Source organism: Comamonas guangdongensis (assembly GCF_041079535.1).
Lineage (GTDB): Bacteria > Pseudomonadota > Gammaproteobacteria > Burkholderiales > Burkholderiaceae_C > Comamonas > Comamonas guangdongensis.
Map to the genome: position 1 here is coordinate 235507 of NZ_JBFYGN010000004.1, position 16583 is coordinate 252089.

General features: G+C 65.9%; 18 protein-coding genes. 4 read left to right on the plus strand and 14 right to left on the minus strand.

Going from position 1 to position 16583, the window contains the following annotated elements; genetic code table 11:
• Window positions 1–68: 68 nt before the first annotated feature.
• The 7 genes from rpsG to AB6724_RS05495 all read right to left on the minus strand — a co-directional run bounded on the left by rpsG (window position 69) and on the right by AB6724_RS05495 (window position 5302).
• The gene (gene rpsG / locus AB6724_RS05465; RefSeq protein ID WP_369337487.1) at window positions 69–542 is read right to left on the minus strand and encodes a 30S ribosomal protein S7; all 474 of its coding nucleotides are present in this window, start codon (window positions 540–542) and stop codon (window positions 69–71) included.
• Window positions 543–704: 162 nt separating this feature from the next.
• Window positions 705–1082 carry a 30S ribosomal protein S12 gene (gene rpsL, locus AB6724_RS05470; RefSeq protein ID WP_012202325.1) on the minus strand — a complete coding sequence of 126 codons (378 nt, stop codon included), beginning with the start codon at window positions 1080–1082 and terminating at the stop codon, window positions 705–707.
• A gap of 216 nt (window positions 1083–1298) precedes the next feature.
• Window positions 1299–2471, minus strand: a complete 1173-nt coding sequence (locus AB6724_RS05475) for a D-alanyl-D-alanine carboxypeptidase family protein (protein ID WP_369337488.1) — start codon at window positions 2469–2471, stop codon at window positions 1299–1301.
• 164 nt (window positions 2472–2635) lie between these two features.
• Window positions 2636–3274, minus strand: coding sequence for an alpha/beta hydrolase (locus AB6724_RS05480; RefSeq protein ID WP_369337489.1), 639 nt, complete (start codon window positions 3272–3274; stop codon window positions 2636–2638).
• Window positions 3275–3353: 79 nt separating this feature from the next.
• Window positions 3354–3707 carry a (2Fe-2S) ferredoxin domain-containing protein gene (locus AB6724_RS05485; RefSeq protein ID WP_369337490.1) on the minus strand — a complete coding sequence of 118 codons (354 nt, stop codon included), beginning with the start codon at window positions 3705–3707 and terminating at the stop codon, window positions 3354–3356.
• Window positions 3708–3716: 9 nt separating this feature from the next.
• Complete coding sequence (locus AB6724_RS05490) at window positions 3717–4814, minus strand: VanZ family protein (RefSeq protein ID WP_369337509.1); 1098 nt, start codon at window positions 4812–4814, stop codon at window positions 3717–3719.
• A gap of 71 nt (window positions 4815–4885) precedes the next feature.
• A complete protein-coding gene (locus AB6724_RS05495) occupies window positions 4886–5302 on the minus strand; it encodes a CopD family protein (protein WP_369337491.1) in 417 nt (138 codons plus the stop codon).
• 132 nt (window positions 5303–5434) lie between these two features.
• On the opposite strand from AB6724_RS05495, the gene hemB reads away from it, so the two are divergent.
• Window positions 5435–6445: a porphobilinogen synthase gene (gene hemB, locus AB6724_RS05500; RefSeq protein ID WP_369337492.1), complete on the plus strand. Its 1011-nt coding sequence runs from the start codon at window positions 5435–5437 to the stop codon at window positions 6443–6445.
• A 95-nt stretch (window positions 6446–6540) separates the two neighbouring features.
• A complete protein-coding gene (locus AB6724_RS05505) occupies window positions 6541–7716 on the plus strand; it encodes a magnesium transporter CorA family protein (RefSeq protein WP_369337493.1) in 1176 nt (391 codons plus the stop codon).
• A gap of 48 nt (window positions 7717–7764) precedes the next feature.
• Here AB6724_RS05505 and AB6724_RS05510 read toward each other — a convergent pair whose 3' ends face one another.
• Together AB6724_RS05510 and AB6724_RS05515 are read right to left on the minus strand one after the other, a co-directional pair.
• Window positions 7765–8193 carry a DUF1801 domain-containing protein gene (locus AB6724_RS05510; protein WP_369337494.1) on the minus strand — a complete coding sequence of 143 codons (429 nt, stop codon included), beginning with the start codon at window positions 8191–8193 and terminating at the stop codon, window positions 7765–7767.
• 27 nt (window positions 8194–8220) lie between these two features.
• On the minus strand, window positions 8221–8913 hold the full coding sequence (locus tag AB6724_RS05515; RefSeq protein ID WP_369337495.1) for a dienelactone hydrolase family protein: 693 nt from the start codon (window positions 8911–8913) through the stop codon (window positions 8221–8223).
• A 233-nt stretch (window positions 8914–9146) separates the two neighbouring features.
• On the opposite strand from AB6724_RS05515, the gene AB6724_RS05520 reads away from it, so the two are divergent.
• Window positions 9147–9794, plus strand: a complete 648-nt coding sequence (locus AB6724_RS05520; protein WP_369337496.1) for a MarC family protein — start codon at window positions 9147–9149, stop codon at window positions 9792–9794.
• A 42-nt stretch (window positions 9795–9836) separates the two neighbouring features.
• Here AB6724_RS05520 and AB6724_RS05525 read toward each other — a convergent pair whose 3' ends face one another.
• The 5 genes from AB6724_RS05525 to AB6724_RS05545 all read right to left on the minus strand — a co-directional run bounded on the left by AB6724_RS05525 (window position 9837) and on the right by AB6724_RS05545 (window position 14246).
• Window positions 9837–10334, minus strand: coding sequence for a hemerythrin domain-containing protein (locus tag AB6724_RS05525; RefSeq protein WP_369337497.1), 498 nt, complete (start codon window positions 10332–10334; stop codon window positions 9837–9839).
• A gap of 126 nt (window positions 10335–10460) precedes the next feature.
• Complete coding sequence (locus AB6724_RS05530) at window positions 10461–11147, minus strand: ABC-type transport auxiliary lipoprotein family protein (RefSeq protein ID WP_369337498.1); 687 nt, start codon at window positions 11145–11147, stop codon at window positions 10461–10463.
• Window positions 11148–11167: 20 nt separating this feature from the next.
• Complete coding sequence (locus AB6724_RS05535; RefSeq protein WP_369337499.1) at window positions 11168–12121, minus strand: MlaD family protein; 954 nt, start codon at window positions 12119–12121, stop codon at window positions 11168–11170.
• Window positions 12121–12969: an ABC transporter ATP-binding protein gene (locus AB6724_RS05540; protein ID WP_369337500.1), complete on the minus strand. Its 849-nt coding sequence runs from the start codon at window positions 12967–12969 to the stop codon at window positions 12121–12123. The genes AB6724_RS05535 and AB6724_RS05540 overlap by 1 nt, the downstream gene beginning before the upstream one ends.
• Window positions 12970–13118: 149 nt before the next feature.
• On the minus strand, window positions 13119–14246 hold the full coding sequence (locus tag AB6724_RS05545; RefSeq protein WP_369337501.1) for an MlaE family ABC transporter permease: 1128 nt from the start codon (window positions 14244–14246) through the stop codon (window positions 13119–13121).
• 298 nt (window positions 14247–14544) lie between these two features.
• Between AB6724_RS05545 and AB6724_RS05550 the strand changes: the two genes are divergently transcribed.
• The gene (locus AB6724_RS05550; RefSeq protein WP_369337502.1) at window positions 14545–16254 is read left to right on the plus strand and encodes a GMC family oxidoreductase; all 1710 of its coding nucleotides are present in this window, start codon (window positions 14545–14547) and stop codon (window positions 16252–16254) included.
• Window positions 16255–16583: the final 329 nt, after the last annotated feature.

Consider the following 16583-nt stretch of genomic DNA (forward strand, 5'->3'; position numbering starts at 1 on the left):
ACTCAGAATCGAGACAAGGCCGCAGCAAAATCTTGCGTGCGGCCTCGTGCTCTCGAGCGAGAGTCCGATTAGAAGCGGAAGTGGCTGAAGGCCTTGTTGGCTTCGGCCATGCGGTGCACTTCGTCACGACGCTTCATAGCGCCGCCACGACCTTCGGTGGCTTCCATCAGCTCGTTGGCCAAGCGTTGAGCCATGGACTTTTCACCACGCTTGCGGGCGGCTTCCTTGATCCAGCGCATGGACAGAGCCAGACGACGGACGGGACGCACTTCCACGGGCACTTGGTAGTTAGCGCCACCCACGCGGCGGGACTTCACTTCCACCATGGGCTTGACGTTGTTGATAGCAACCACGAAGGCTTCCAGAGGATCCTTGCCGGGGTGCTTCTTTTCGATCAGGTCCAGAGCGCCGTAAATGATACGCTCGGCAACCGCCTTCTTGCCGCCTTCCATGATCACGTTCATGAATTTGGACAGCTCTACATTGCCGAACTTGGGATCCGGCAGGATTTCACGTTTGGGGACTTCGCGACGACGTGGCATTTTTTACCTCTATCTTTGCTTCAGTTGGCATCTTTTCAGATACCGCGAGAGCTATTCAAAACTCTCACTTACTCGACCCACACAGTCTTCTGTGCTTCGGGTCACTACGTTTGACCGCGCCAGTCAGGCGAATCAAACACCGTTTGTGTTCAGAACCAGGGCTTACTTAGCCTTAGGCTTCTTGGCACCGTACTTCGAACGGGACTGCTTACGGTCCTTGACGCCTTGCAGGTCAAGAGAGCCGCGCACGATGTGGTAACGCACACCGGGCAAGTCCTTCACACGGCCGCCGCGCACCAGCACCACGCTGTGCTCTTGCAGGTTGTGGCCTTCACCGCCGATGTACGAGATCACCTCGAAACCGTTGGTCAGACGCACCTTGGCCACCTTACGCAGAGCCGAGTTAGGCTTCTTGGGAGTGGTGGTGTACACACGGGTGCACACGCCACGGCGCTGGGGGCAGTTTTCCATAGCAGGGCTCTTGGATTTAACAACTTCGACCGTGCGGCCCTGACGCACGAGTTGGTTAATGGTTGGCATTAATTAAACGTCCCTAAACGTGAATTTGCTTCGTGAAAGCAAAAGGTTTATTCGCCCGAATTACGTATTCAGGCGAAAACGTGAATCCCTTCGGAAATTCCGAAAAGCTCTCGACTGTACCAGTTTGCAAAGACCTGCACAACTACCGCTGCCGAATGGCCTCGGTCCACGCCGGCTCTTGGCGCGCCGGACGTGGGCCTGCCGCAGCGGCAAAGCTTATTTGATCCAGAGGCGGATGGTGTCCCACAGGCGGCCGAAGAAGCCGGCCTGCTCCACACCGTCCAGCGCCACCAGCGGCACTTCGGCCACGGTATCGGCACCCATCTTGACCTTGAGCGTGCCCATGGACTGACCCTTGGCGATGGGCGCGATCAGCGGATCCTGGCGCACCACCTCGGTGCTCAGCTTGCCACCGCTGCCCGCGGGCACGGTCACCACGATGGGGCCGCCGGCCTTGCCGATCTTGACGGCGCTGGCCGCGCCCTTCCAGACCGCGGGCGTGGCCACGGGCTGGTCGGCATCGAACAGCTTGACCGCGTCATAGGCGGTATAGCCCCAGTTCAGCAGCTTCTGGCTTTCGTTGGCCCGGGCCTTCTCGCTGGCCGTGCCCAGCACGATGGACAGCAGGCGGCGCTGGCCGACATTGGGCAGATCACGCTTGGCCGTGGCCACCAGGCAATAGCCGGCGGCATTGGTGTGGCCGGTCTTGAGGCCGTCCACGGTCGGGTCGCGGAACAGCAGCGCATTGCGGTTGCTGCCGTTGGAGGCCGGCGTGCCCGGATATGCATAGTGCTTGGTGGCGTAGTAATGCATGTACTCGGGGAAGTCACGCATCAGGCGCTGGGCCAGGATGGACAGGTCGCGCGCCGTGGTCAGATGGCCGGGTTCGGTCAGGCCCTCGGGGTTCTTGTAGCTCGTGTTCTTCATGCCCAGGGCCTTGGCCTGGTCATTCATCATCTTCACGAAATTCTCGGCGGTGCCGCCCACGGCCTCGGCCAGCGCCATGGTGGCGTCATTGCCGGACTGGATGATCATGCCGCTGACCAGGTCGTTGACGGGCACCTGCATCTTGGGGTCGATGAACATGCGCGAGCCCGGCATCTTCCAGGCGCGCTCGCTCACGGGCATTGTCTGCTCCAGCGTGATCTTCTTGGCGCGCAGGGCGTCGAACACCACATAGGCCGACATCAGCTTGGTCAGCGAGGCCGGCTCCACCGGCGCATCGATGTCCTTGGCTCCCAGCACCTGGCCGGCGGTCACGTCCACCAGCAGATAGTTGCGGGCGGCAATTTCGGGAGGAACGGGAGCGGCCACCTGAGCCAGGGCAAAGACAGGCGCCACCGCGGCCGCGACGGCCAGAACACGCAGTGTGGAATAGATCGGCTTCATGAAGAGGACTCTCTCTAAAGCAATGGCAGATGCTGTGATCTACCGATTAGAAATCGGCCAAGCCAGGAAAGGATTCGGCTTGGCGCTATGAAAACAGGATGGACCAGGACGCCGTGGAGGTGCAGTCTCGGGCCGCTCATGCAGGCGGGCGGGAATGCCGTGGACTAGGCCGACATCAGGTGGCGCACCACCAGGCTCTTGAGCAGCGGCAATTGTCCGTGAAAGAAATGCCCGACCTGCGGGATCACGGTAACAGGCAGTATCTGCGGTCGCGCCCAGTCCATGACGGAGGACAGCTCCACGGTATCGTCGGCCTCGCCATGGATGACCAGGGTGTGCTCATGCGCCTCTGGCGGCACGGGCGCCACGGCGAAGCGGCTGGCCGCCGTGCCGACGAACACGGCCTTCTGCACACGGCCCGTGGGCCAGAGCTCGGCCAGCGCATGGCTCATGACGAAAGCACCAAAGGAAAAGCCGGCCAACGCCACCGGGCCTTCGGGCGCCACCTGGCGCAGCACGGCCAGCATGTCCTCGGTTTCGCCGCGGCCCGCATCGTGCTCGCCGGCGCTGGCGCCCACGCCGCGGAAGTTGAAACGCACGGCCGTATAGCCGCACTGCACAAAGGCCCGCGCCAGGGTCTGCACCACCTTGTTGTCCATGGTGCCGCCAAACAGCGGATGGGGATGGGCGATGACGGCCACGCCGCGCGAAGCCTGCCCCGCGGCCAGATGCGGCGCATCGCGCAGGGCTTCTATGGCGCCGGCGGCGCCGGTCAGCGTCAGTCGTTCGGTCTGGGAGTTCACGATTGCTATCCTAGTTGTAGCTTGTTGTGCCTGTCTATCCTGGATAGAGGCGTTGGACCATGCCGAGTTCCGCCGTGGATCAGCGACCCACGCTATCAGGAAGCCGCAGACGCTCGACCACCTCGCCGTTCTTGAGATGGGATTCGACGATCTCGTCGATGTCGCTGTCGTCGACAAAGGTGTACCAGACGCCTTCGGGGTAGACCACGGCCACCGGCCCGCCCGCGCAGCGGTCCAGGCAGCCGGCCTTGTTCACGCGCACCTGCCCCTTGCCGGCCAGGCCTTCTTCCTTGACGCGGCGCTTGCAATGGTCGAAGCCGGCCTTGGCACCGTGCAGCGCGCAGCAATCCTCGCCATTGGGGCGTTCGTTGAGGCAGAAAAAGATATGGCGCTGGTAGTACTGGCCGCTGGCCTGGGATGGTGTGTCGCTCATGAGCGCATTCTAGGCAGGCTGCCGGCGGCGCGACACCCGCACCACCACATATGCCAGCGTCACGTAAGGCCAGAGCCAGCCCAGCCACTGGCCCAGGCCATAGAAGCGGATGAAGCGCCCCTGTTCCCAGGCCTGCAGGGTCTGGGCGAAATACACATTGGTCGGGGCCTGGTTGAGGATGCTCAGGTGCAGCACCAGCACCAGCAGCAGCAGCACGGCGCACACACGGCGCGACAGCGGCAGCGCGATCACGGCCAGGCCCAGACCGCCCCAGACGCCCAGGCGCACGGGCAGGTCCACCCACTCCCAGGCATGGACCGGCCCCCAGCTCAGCGCGGCCGACAGTGCCGTCACGCCCACGCCCGTCGCCACCAGCAGCATGCCGGCCAGCGCGCGCCGCCCCATGTGCTGTACGGCGCAATAGACCAGCAGGCAAGGAATCCACAGTCCCAGCATCACGCAGAGCATCTCGCTCACCATGGACAGCGGCGTCAGCGCGAAATCGCCCAGCGGCAGCCAGGCCTCGAAAGGCGTGCTCAGCAGCAAATCCTGCAGGCCGTCGTCCAGCCGCTCCAGCACCTGGCCCAGGCCGAAGGGCACGGCCGCGGGGAACAGCAGCGCAAACGGCCAGAGCGCGAGCAGCACCAGCACGCCGGCGCCGTCCTCGCCCACCCACTGGCTGCGGAACGCGCTCCAGCGCGAGAGCGCCCCCAGCCTCTCCAGCAGCACGGCGCTCAGGGCGCCGATCAGCGTGCCGGCCGCATTGAGCACCAGATCGAGGTTGGAGGGCACGCGGCGCGGCAGATAGATCTGCAGGAACTCCATGCTCAGCGACAGCAGCGTGCCCGCCACAAAGGCCAGCGGCGCCGCCAGCCAAGGCTTGCCGGAGCGCATCAGCGCCAGCGCCAGGAAAAAGCCCAGCGGCGCATAGCCGACGATATTCGTGTTGACGTCGAACCAGGTCCAGTACGGCGGAGGGATCTTGGCGAACAGGAACACATGGGGCTCTATGCCCTGGGCGCGCCAGCCGTCGAACGGAAACAGGCTCGCGAACACGATGAGCACGGCATAGACCAGCGCCAGCGGCCAGGCCGTGGTGTGGCGCATGGAGATCACGGGCAGCGGCCGCTCGCCAGCCTCGGACACCGCAGGTTCGGACACGATAGCCCCCTCAAAGACTAGAACGGCTTGACCACCACCAGAATCACGGCGGCGATCAAGAGCAGCACCGGCACCTCGTTGTAGAAACGGAACCAGCGGTGGCTTTTGCGGCAGCTGTTGTCCTGCAGCTGGCGCAGCAGCACCGCGCAGCTGTGGTGGTAGCCGATCACCAGCAGCACGACCAACAGCTTGGCATGCAGCCAGCCCCCGGCAAAGCCCCAGCCCAGCCAGAGCCACAGGCCCAGGCCCAGCGCGGGCACGGCCAGCATGGTGGTAAAGCGCAGCAGCTTGCGCGCCATGAGCAGCAGGCGCTCGCGCTCGGCGACCGAGCCCGGCGTGACCATGGCGATGTTGACAAAAATACGCGGCAGATAGAACAGGCCAGCAAACCAGCTGGCCACGAAGATGATGTGAAAGGCTTTGACCCAGAGCATGGGGTTCAGTGTAAGGCGCGGGCCCTCTGTGCGTGCCGTGTTTCGCCGCCAGCCGCCGGCAATGTGAGCGACGACATGGGTTAGTCAGCTACGAAAAACCCAGGGCGCGGCGAATGGGGCACAATTTTCCCCATGCATCTGTCCAGCCCTACACCTTTTCCCCAGAGTCGCCCGCGCCGTCTGCGCCGCGATGCCTTTACCCGCAACCTGGTGCGTGAGAGCGTGCTGACGCCCCACGACTTCATTTACCCGGTGTTCGTGCACGAAGGCACGAGTCGCCGCGAGGCCGTACCCTCCATGCCCGGCGTGGACCGCCTGAGCCTGGATCTGCTGCTGCCCGTGGCCGAGGAATGCGTGAAGCTGGGCATCCCGGTGCTGGCACTGTTCCCGCAGATCGACGCCGCACTCAAGACCCCCGACGGCAAGGAAGCCACCAACCCCGATGGTCTGATCCCCCGCGTGGTGCGCGCGCTCAAGAAGGAATTCCCCGACCTGGGCGTGCTCACCGACGTGGCGCTGGACCCCTATACCAGCCACGGCCAGGACGGCATCCTCGACGAGAGCGGCTACATCCTCAACGACGAGACCGTGGAAGTGCTGATCGGCCAGGCCCTGGCCCATGCCGAGGCCGGCACCGACTTCGTCGCCCCCAGCGACATGATGGACGGCCGCATCGGCGCCATCCGCGAGGCGCTGGAGCTGCAAGGCCATATCTACACCCGCATCATGGCCTATAGCGCCAAGTACGCCAGCGCCTTCTACGGCCCGTTCCGCGACGCCGTGGGCACGCGCGGCGCCCTGGGCAAGGCCGACAAGAACGTCTACCAGATGGACCCCGCCAACACCGACGAAGCCCTGCGCGAAGTGGCGCTGGACATCGCCGAAGGCGCCGACATGGTGATGGTCAAGCCCGGCATGCCGTATCTGGACGTGGTGCGCCGCGTCAAGGACGAGTTCAAGGTGCCGACCTTTGCCTACCAGGTCAGCGGCGAATACGCGATGCTCAAGGCCGCGGCCCAGAACGGCTGGCTCGATCACGATGCCGTGATGATGGAGTCGCTGATGGCCTTCAAGCGCGCGGGCGCCGACGGCATCCTGACCTACTTCGCCATGGACGCCGCGCGCAAGCTGCGCGGTCTCTGAGAAATCCGGGCTGGAGAGCACTGCTGTCTCCGGCCCGATTTCCGGCCCGGAGCCGCCGCCCGGGCCGCTGGCCTTGATCTCAGGATTGCCGTCCCATGCGCGTGCTGCACCTTTCCCCGCTTTATGCCCAGCCTCTCGAAGACCTGCCCACACAGGCACCGGTAACGGGGTTTTACTGGGTCTCCTGCGCGCGCTCCGAGCTCGAAGCGCGGCTGCCCGCCATACAGGCCATGCTGAGCCAGGCGGGCGGCGCGCCGCTGGTGGACCTGCATGTCTCCGACCTGCTCAATCCGGCCCTGCCCTCCAATTACGACTACACCTCGCTCTACGACATCCTGGTGTTCCGGCGCTTGGCCAACGCCCATCTACCGGCGCTGAGCAGCCACGCCAAGGCCGAAGCCGCAGCGGCCAACGCAAGCGCCGTGCCCGCGCCGCCGGTGAACAGCGCCCCGCCCTCGCACCGCCCGGCCCATAGTCCGCAGGGCACGCCCGTGCTGCAGCAGGTGGAGACCCAGCCCGTGGGCTTTGCGCTGTATGACCAGCTGCTGCTGTCCGTGCACCCCGACGAATGCTTTTTGCGCGACAGCTTCTGGCAGCGCCTGATCGCCGGCCCCGGCAAGGGCGACGGCCGCGCGGCCAACGCCAAGCTGCCGGTGGAGCCGGCCGATCTGATGCTGCGCATGGTCAACGCCATGGTGGACGGCTATCTGGACCTGCGCCGCAGCCTGACCCGCCAGATCGACCACTGGCAGCTGGCCCTGCTCAAGCCCAACCGGCGCTTCACCAGCTGGGCCAGCGTGCTCGACGTGCGCCTGGCCCTGCACCAGCTCGACGAAATCTGCGAGGACCAGCGCGCCGCCGTGCAGGACTGGACCGAGGCGCTCGAAGGCTGGCCGGCCGAGAGCACGCCCGCGCGCCGCCACGAGCGCGAGCTGCTGCATGTGCGCTCGCGCGACGTGCTGGAGCATATAGAGCGCGTGACCCACCATATCCACCGCATGGAGCAAAGCGCCGAGACCGCGGTGCAGATGCACTTCTCGGCCCAGAGCAACCGTGCCAACGACATCATGCGCACGCTGACCACGGTGACGGCCATCTTTCTGCCGCTGAACCTGATTGCGGGCGTCTTCGGCATGAACTTCGAGTTCATCCCCTTTGTGCATAAAAAGGACGGCTTTATCTGGGCGCTGGTGGTCATGGCCGTCATCACCGTGGTGCTGGTGGCCTATTTCTGGCGGCTGCGCTATCTGGAAAGCGAAGACCGGCAGTAAAACAGCGACCAACGCTTGTCCATCAAGCGCCGGCCGCTATCTTTTTCACTAACCCGGCTTGAGCGCCCTGGCCTGCTTGAGGCTGCGGTTGAGGGCTATCGCCTCGCGCACCAGGGCCTTGAAGGCCTGCTCGTCGATCTGCTGGCCCTCGAAGATGTCGATGGCCCGGCGCATATTGCCGTCCAGGCTGGCGTTGAACAGCTGCTGCGGATCGGCGAGCGCTGCGCCGCGCTGGAAGGTGAGCTTGACCTTGTCGCGGTAGGACTCGCCCGTGCACAGCATGCCGTCCTGCGACCAGACCGGTGTGTCCCGCCATTTGCATTCCTCGACCCCGCCGGGCTCGACCTCCTTGATCAGGGCGCGCATGCGCTGCAGCACGGCGCCGCGCCAGTCGCCCAGGGCCGCGAGGCACTGCTCCACCTGCTGCGACCCCAAGCCGCAGGCTGCTTCGGTCGGCGCCGCTTTGCGGATCACCATGCTGCGCTCCTCAGGGCACGGGCCCGCTCAGCCCAGGTGCAGGGCGAAAAAGTCCAGCGTGCGCTGGTTGGCCAGCGCTGCGGCGGCCGCATCGTAGGCGCCGCGCGCATCGCAGTTGAAGCCGTGGTCGGCCGCATAGATCTGGACCTGCACCCCGGGCTGGGCCTGCTTGAAGGCCTCCACCGACTCCAGCGAGATATGGCGGTCCTGCGCGCCGAAGTGCGCCAGCACCGGGCATAGCGCCTGGCGGCTGGCCTCCCGCTCGCCCGTCATGCCGCCGCCGTAGTAGCACACGGCCGCCGAGACGCTGTCCAGGCTGCAGGCCGCGCGCCAGCTCATCAGCCCGCCCCAGCAGAAACCCACCACGCCGACCTTGCCGCCCGGCAGCTGCTGGGCCGCATAGGCCACGGCCGCCTCCACATCGCGCAGCGCGCCGGGCGCGGGCAGGCTTTCCACGGCCGCCTTGAGGGCCACGCCCTGTTTCATGTCCGCCTCGCCATAGCCCAGCTCCACATCGGGCTTGACGCGCGCGAACATGGCGGGCGCCACAGCCAGATAGCCCTGGGCCGCATAGCGCTCGGCCACGGAGCGGATATGCGCGTTCACGCCAAAGATTTCCTGCAGCACCACGATGGCGCCGCGCGGCTGGCCCTCGGGCCGGGCCACATAGGCGGGGATGCGGGCGCCGTCCACGGCGGTCAGTTCAACAAAGCTAGCCATTGCAAGACTCCTTGACAGGGTTCGGAAGGAAGGCGCGACGCGGCCATATCCAGCGCCCCAAGGCAATGCTGTAATGACGATGGCAGCGTCGGCTGGCCGGCTATTTTTTCACAGGAATGTGGATGCCGTGTCATAGCGCCTCGCGCAGGATCGCCTTCACCGGCCGCAGCCGGCCCAGGCAGACCGACGCGGCGGCGCGACAGCCCGAGCGCTATTTCCGGAGACAATCTGCCATGGATATCAAGCCCCTGATCACCCTGGTCGCCATCATCAACCCGCTGGCCATCATTCCGTTTTTCATCCACTACACCGCGGGCTTCAGCGCTCAGCAGCGCTGGCAGACCATACGCACGGCGGCGTTTGCGGCGTTCTGCGTGATCGCGGTCTGCGCCCTGCTGGGCTTGCAGATCCTGCAATTCTTCAATATTTCGCTGCAGAGCTTCCAGGTCGGCGGCGGCCTGTTGCTGCTCATCAGCGCGATGAACATGCTCAACTCGCGCCCGGCCGAGGACCGCCCCAACAACAGCACGCTGGAGGCCGGCGTGGAAAAAGCCGCCGAGGGCAACAGCATTGCCGTGGTGCCGCTGACCATTCCGCTGCTGACCGGCCCCGCGGCCATGTCCACCGTGGTGATCTATGCCGATCAGGCGCGCTCCATCTGGCAGCATCTGGCCCTGCTCGGCTATGGCGTGGTGGTGGCCATCGCCATCATGGTCTGCTTCTCGCTGGCCGACCCCATAGCCCGTGCGCTGGGCAAGACCGGCATCAATGTGATGACCCGGCTCATGGGGCTGATCCTGGCGGCCCTGGCCATCGAGGTGATGACGGGGGGGCTGATCAAGATCTTCCCCATCTTGGCCTCGCCCGCGATATATCCGTGACCCCCTGAGGCGCTTCGCGCCTTCCCAAGGGGCGGCGCCGTCTTAAGCGGCGGCTTCTTCTTTGTGTTCTGTGCTGCCGCAGGCTCCGCCACAGCCGGTGATAGGCTGCTCGGGCAATGCCTGGGGCGCCAGCAGCTGGCCCGTGACGGGGTCGAAGCCCGTGCGGCGCAGATGCAGGGCCAGGGCCGCATCCATGTTCTGGGCATGGTGGCTGAACCAGGGCCCGAGCTCGGCCGCCATATGGCGAATCGTGGCCAGGTCTCCCTGCGCGCCCTTGAGCGCACCCTCGCGCATCACGGCCAGCACCACCTTGTGCTGCTGGCTGTGGCAGTTGCCCGTGGCAAAGCCCGTGGTCTGCATCCAGCGGTCTTCCTGGTCAAAGTGCTGCTGGGTATGGGCGATCAGTTCACCCCAGAGGGCGCACAGGCTCTCATCGGGGGCGGCTTCCACCCTGGCCAGCAGGGCCACAAACTCTTCATGCACCGCATCCATGGCGGGCAGGTCCAGGATGAGAGCGGCATTCCATTCGAGGCTGGCCATGGCGGTTCCTTGTTCGGGATTGAGGACTCTGCAGCTTAGAAAGCCTGCGCCATCCCGCCATTGACCCACATCAGCAAAACCGCCTGCCGCGCTTGCCCTAGATCAAGCCTATCCTGTCATGCAGGGTCAGCGGCCCTGGCTCTGCAGCCAGCGGCTGAGCTGGTCGACCGCCTCATCCACGGCCAGCGCCATGGCCCGGGCTCCGCCCGCGGCATCCGCGCTTGCGGCCGGCGCCTGGGCGATGAACACCTGCTGGCCCAGCAGGCTGTTGCCCACGCCGCCGTCGGTGCGGCCGATCAGGCTGGCGCTCAGGCGCACCACGGCCCGGCTGCTCTGGGCGCTGTCAAAGACCTGGCTGAACTCGTCCACATCCACGCGCAGCATGGCCACGGCGCGCTTGTCGGCGGGCGCCATGCTCACATTGTCCCGGCCCGAGAGAATGGGCCGTACCGCCCCCAGGCGGATGCGCAGCCGCTGCTCCAGCATCTGGGCCGGAGGCAGACTCCAGCGCGCATTCTGATAGGCCAGCAGCTGCTGGCCATCGGCGTAGCCGAGCCGGTAAAACATGGCGGTCAGACCTTCGGGCAGGCCCGGGGTCTGGACTTCGGCCAGCACCAGCGGCAGAGCATCGGCCCGGCGCGCCGCCGCACCGGGCTGGGAGGCGCTCAGATCGCTGAGCCCCAGGTCATAGCGTGTGGGCTGGGTGGGCGCGGTAGGCAGGCCCGAGCAGGCGGCCAGCGCCAGCACCAGCGCGCAGCCGCTGAGCACACGCATCATGCTGCGCCCGGAGATGGAGAGGTTTTGCAATGCCATGGCGGTTCCTTGTTTGCGTGTCACTTCGCCGCGGCCGGGGCCGCAAAGCCGGCCTCGCCGGGGCCGGGCTGTCCCACGCCCAGGCCGTAGATCACGGCCTGGGGGTTGTCGCTGAAGCGGCCGGCGGCCGTCCCCATGCGGCGCACCGCGCGGGAGACCTCATCCGCCGCACCGTTGATGCGCGGCAAGGTGTTGCGGCCCAGAGAATCCGCGGCCTGCGTCAGTGCCTGCGTGCCTTGCGCAATCTGCTGCAGCGGGCCGTCGGGCGCATTGACCCGGCGCACGGTCTGCTGCAGATCGGTGGCCACACCCGTGGCCGCGTCGCCGGCCCGGGTCAGCGAGTGCAGAGTCTGGCGCGCATCCGCCGTAAGTTCGGGGAAGCCTGCGGCGGTCTTGTTCATGGTGGCCGCTAGCTTGTTGACGCCGTCGGCCGCGGCCGCGATATTGTCCAGCGCCTCGCTCACGCGCTTCTGGTTGTTCTCGTCCAGCAGGGCATTCAGGCGGCGCGAGATTTCATCGGCGCGCTCCAGCAGCACCGGCCCCTGGTCGGCCAGCATGTTCAGCGGCGACGACTTCATCGGCAGGCGCGGCAGCCCGCTGGAGCCGGGCTTGGGGTGCTCCAGCTCCTCCTTGCTGTCGTCGAGCTGGATATGGGCCAGGCCCGTCACGCCCTGGTAGCCGAGCTGGGCATAGGTGGTTTCCGTGATCGGCGTGTCCTCGCCCACGGCAATGCGGATCAGCACATTGCCCGGCGCCTGGGGGTCGAAGCCTATGCGCACCACCTTGCCCACGGGCACGCCCTTGTAGCGCACCGTGGCCTGGGGCTGCAGGCCGCTGACCCCGTCCTTGGTGGACATTTCATAGAGCTGGTATTCGCGGTTGTCGCGCGTCAGCCAGACGGCCAGACCGGCCAGCAAGGCCGCCACCAGCAGCACGAAGATGCCGGCCGCCATGGCATGAGACTTGTTTTCCATCAGTTTTCCTCTGCGGCCGGGCCGCCTTGCACCGGGGTCATGGCTCTGCGGCCGCGTTCGCCCTGGAAAAAGTGTTCGATGAACGGATGCTTGACCTCGGCCACGGCACGCGGAGCGCCGGTCACCAGCACTCTTTTCTCGGCCAGCACGGCCACGCGCGTGGACAGGGCGAACAGGGTGTCCAGGTCATGGGTGACCATGATCACGGTCAGGCCCAGTTCGGCATGGATGTCGCGCAGCAGATCGCAGAACTCGTCCGAGCCCTTGGGGTCCAGGCCGGCCGTGGGTTCGTCCAGCAGCAGCAGCGGCGGGTCCATGATGAGCGAGCGCGCCAGCGCCACGCGCTTGATCATGCCGCCCGACAGATCGGCAGGCATGCGCGACGCATGCTCGGGCTTGAGGCCCACCATCTGCAGCTTGACCATGGCCGCGTCACGCACCACCGCATCCGGCAGCGTGCCCTGCTCGCGCAGCGCAAATGCAATGTTGTCCAGCACATTGAAGGCCGAATACAAAGCCCCCTGCTGGAACAGCATGCCCACATGGCTGGCGGCCAGTTCGCCGCTGATGACCTCGCGCGAAGGCCGGCCATCGATGGTGACCGTACCCCGGGACGGCGAAAGCAGACCCAGGATCTGGCGCAGCAGCACGGTCTTGCCCGTGCCCGAGCCGCCGACCAGGGTCAGGATCTCGCCCGGATAGACGTCCAGATTCAGGTCCTGGTGCACGGCAAAGCGCGACTCGCCCGAGCCGAACTCGGTCCATAAATCGGTGGCCTGCACCAGCGGCGCGGCATCCTGCGGCGGGCCGTAGCCGCCGACAGCGCCGTCGATGATCCGGTTTTGCATGGGAATGTTCTGCATCATTGCGGCCATCCGCCCCGCCCTATGAAACCGACAGCGCCCAACCCAGAGACGGCGGGCAAGAGCCGCCTCGCGGCGATGGCGTCGTCCCCCTTGGGGGAAGCGGCAAAGCCGCTCAGGGGGTATGTCATTTTTTAAAACCCCACATTCCTGAACAGGATGGCGAAGATCGCATCCACCACGATGACCATGGTGATGGACGAGACCACCGACGCCGTCGTGCCACGGCCCAGGCTTTGCGTATTGGGCTCCACCTTCAGGCCCCAGTGACAGCCTATGAGCGCGATCAGCACGCCGAAGACCACGGATTTGCCCATGGCCAGGCCCAGATTGCCGACCTTGACGGCCGCCGGCAGGCTTTGCAGGAAATAGGAGGGCGTGATGCCCATGGTCAGGTCCGCCGCCACCATGCCGCCGGCCAGCGCGGCCAGAATGGTCCACAGCGACACCAGCGGCATGGACACGGCCAGCGCCAGCGCCCGCGGCAGCACCAGCCGGAAGCCCTTGGAGATGCCCATGACCTGCATGGCGTCAAGCTCCTCGGTCACGCGCATCACGCCGATCTGGGCCGTGATCGCCGAGCCGCTGCGCCCCGCCACCAGAATCGCCGCCAGCAGCGGCCCGAGTTCGCGGATCAGCGAAATGCCGAGGATGTTGACGATAAAGGATTCGGCCCCGAACTGGCGCAGCTGCAGCGCCATCAGATAGGCCAGCACCACGCCGATTAGAAAACCCACCAGCGCCGTGATGGGCAGGGCCGTGGCGCCCGTGGCATAGAGATGGCCCGAGATATCGCGCCACGGCCCTCGCAGGGGCTGGCGCGCCAGGCGCACGCAGTCCAGCAGCAACTGGCCTATCAGCTGAATCAGGTCGGCAAAATGCCCGCGCGCATTGATCACCAGCTGTCCCAGCTGGTTGACCTGGCACATCAGGCCCGAGGGCTCGGGCTTGGGCTCGGGCACGTCGCTGAACTTCGCGACCCGCTCCAGCATCGCGCGCTGGTTGCTCGTGGTCTGCAGCCGCTCGGGCCAGCGCCGGCCCCATTGCTGCCACAGTAGCTGGGCCCCCACATGGTCCAGCCAGCCCAGTTGCTGCAGATCCCAGCCCGCACCCGCGGGCACGGACTTGATCTGCGGCAGCAGCCGGCGCCAGATGGAGCGGTCGCCCAGCTCCGCGGCACTCCAGCGGCCCGCAGGCACGGCCCACTGCAGGCCATCGCGGGTCTGCAGCGGACATTGAGGTATTTGGTCGGTGCGGGACAAAGCAAGCTTCCTAGATCGGATATGGCGCAAGAGCCGTACTGGCCAAGCAGCATAACTCACCGCTACGCGGCCCTCCCGGGCCGGCCGCGGCTACGGCAGGGCCCGCTGCGACGGGCTCCAGGCCACCCAAACCCTGAAATTTTTATCAAAAAACCGTTGAAGCCTATACCAACAAAGCGCATCAAGCTACCAAAACAGGAGCTTGAGCGCACTTTCCCTATCGACAGGCGAGGCCGAGCTCGCACAATGAATCTGCATTTCGCCCACGATCTCCCGCATCCGGTCTTCCATCTGCCTCATGAGCGACACCACGTTCGACTACATCGTCATCGGCGGCGGCACAGCCGGCGCACTGCTGTGCAACCGCCTCTCCCGCAACCCCAAGCATCGCGTGCTGCTGCTCGAAGCCGGGCGCAAGGACGACTACCACTGGATTCATATCCCCGTGGGCTATCTCTATTGCATAGGCAACCCGCGCACCGACTGGCTCTACAAGACCGAGCCCGAGCCCGGCCTCAACGGCCGCCGCCTGCGCTATCCGCGCGGCAAGACGCTGGGCGGCTGCTCCAGCATCAACGGCATGATCTATATGCGCGGCCAGGCACGCGACTATGAGCAATGGGCCGAGCTCACGGGCGACGAGGCCTGGCGCTGGGACCAGGTCCTGCCCGCCTTCAAGCAGCATGAGAGCCACTGGCGGCTGGACGCGGGCCAGGAAGCCGGCGAGGAATTCCGCCGCCTGCATGGCGGCAGCGGCGAATGGCGCGTGGAAAAGCAGCGCCTGCGCTGGGACATACTCGACGCCTTCGCCCAGGCCGCGCAGCAGGCCGGCATCCCGGCCACCGACGACTTCAACCGCGGCTGCAACGAAGGCGTGGGCTATTTCGAGGTCAACCAGAAGAACGGCTGGCGCTGGAACACGGCCAAGGCTTTTTTGCGCCCCACCTGCTACGGCCGGCCCAATTTCGAGATGTGGACCTCGGCCCAGGTCAGCCGGCTACTGCTGGAGCCGCAGCCCGACGGCGGCCAGCGCTGCACGGGCGCCGAGGTCTGGACCGGCGAGGAAATGGTCACCGTGCAGGCCGAGCGCGAGGTGCTGCTGTGCGCGGGTGCCGTGAATTCGCCGCAGATACTGCAGCTCTCGGGCCTGGGCCCGGGCGAGCTGCTGCAGCGCCACGGCATCGCGGTGCGCCGCGACCTGCGCGGCGTGGGCGCGAATCTGCAGGACCATCTGCAGATTCGCTCGGTCTACAAGGTCCAGGACGCCAAGACACTCAACACCATGGCGGCCAGCCTGATGGGCAAGGCCGCCATCGGCCTGGAGTACGCGCTCCGACGCAGCGGCCCGATGAGCATGGCGCCCTCCCAGCTCGGGGCTTTCACGCGCAGCGACCCGTCGCGGCGCCATCCGAACCTCGAATACCACGTGCAGCCGCTGTCGCTCGAGGCCTTTGGCGAGCCGCTGCACGAGTTCCCGGCCTTCACGGCCAGCGTCTGCAACCTCAACCCCAGCAGCCGGGGCACGGTGCGGCTGCAAAGCGCGGACTTCCGCCAGGCCCCGGCGATCGCTCCCAACTACCTGTCCACGGCCGAGGACCGGCAGGTCGCCGCCGACAGCCTGCGCGTGACGCGCCGCATCGTCGGCCAGCCCGCACTCGCGCGCTTCAAGCCCGAGGAATGGAAGCCCGGCGTGCAATACCAGAGCGACGAGGAGCTGGCACAGTTGGCCGGCGATATCGCCACGACCATCTTCCACCCCGTGGGCACGACCAAGATGGGGCGTGCGGACGACCCCATGGCCGTGCTCGACAGCCGCTTCAGGGTGCGCGGCGTGCAAGGCTTGCGCGTGGTCGATGCCGGCGCCATGCCCACCATCACCAGCGGCAATACCAACAGCCCCACGCTGATGATGGCCGAGAAGGCCGCGGGCTGGATCGTCGCGGAAGCGATGGAGAGCTCCACGCCCCAGACCGCGGAGCCCGAGGTGCTGTTTCGCCTGACGCTTTGACGCCGCTGCGGGACCGGTTCCTGGCTTCCACACATCTGTAGGCCGAGACCCCGTAGCCTCTGTCAGATGTTTTTGATTCAACCCAAGGGAATTCCCCGATGCACCACCCAGGTGCAGCCCTTACATTCTCGTCACTCTCGCTGCTCCACGAAGCAGCATGGAGGGCCGAGGAGACAACTCGACACAACCAGACCAATACACATAAAGCATCAAAGATGCATTCAAAAGCGCCCCCGAGGGGCGCTTTTTTTTAGGCTCTGTCTGCGTTCAGTGTTGAACTCTCCATATTTCCCGCCAGTCCAACGTACATGTAGGACTGTCGGGAGACT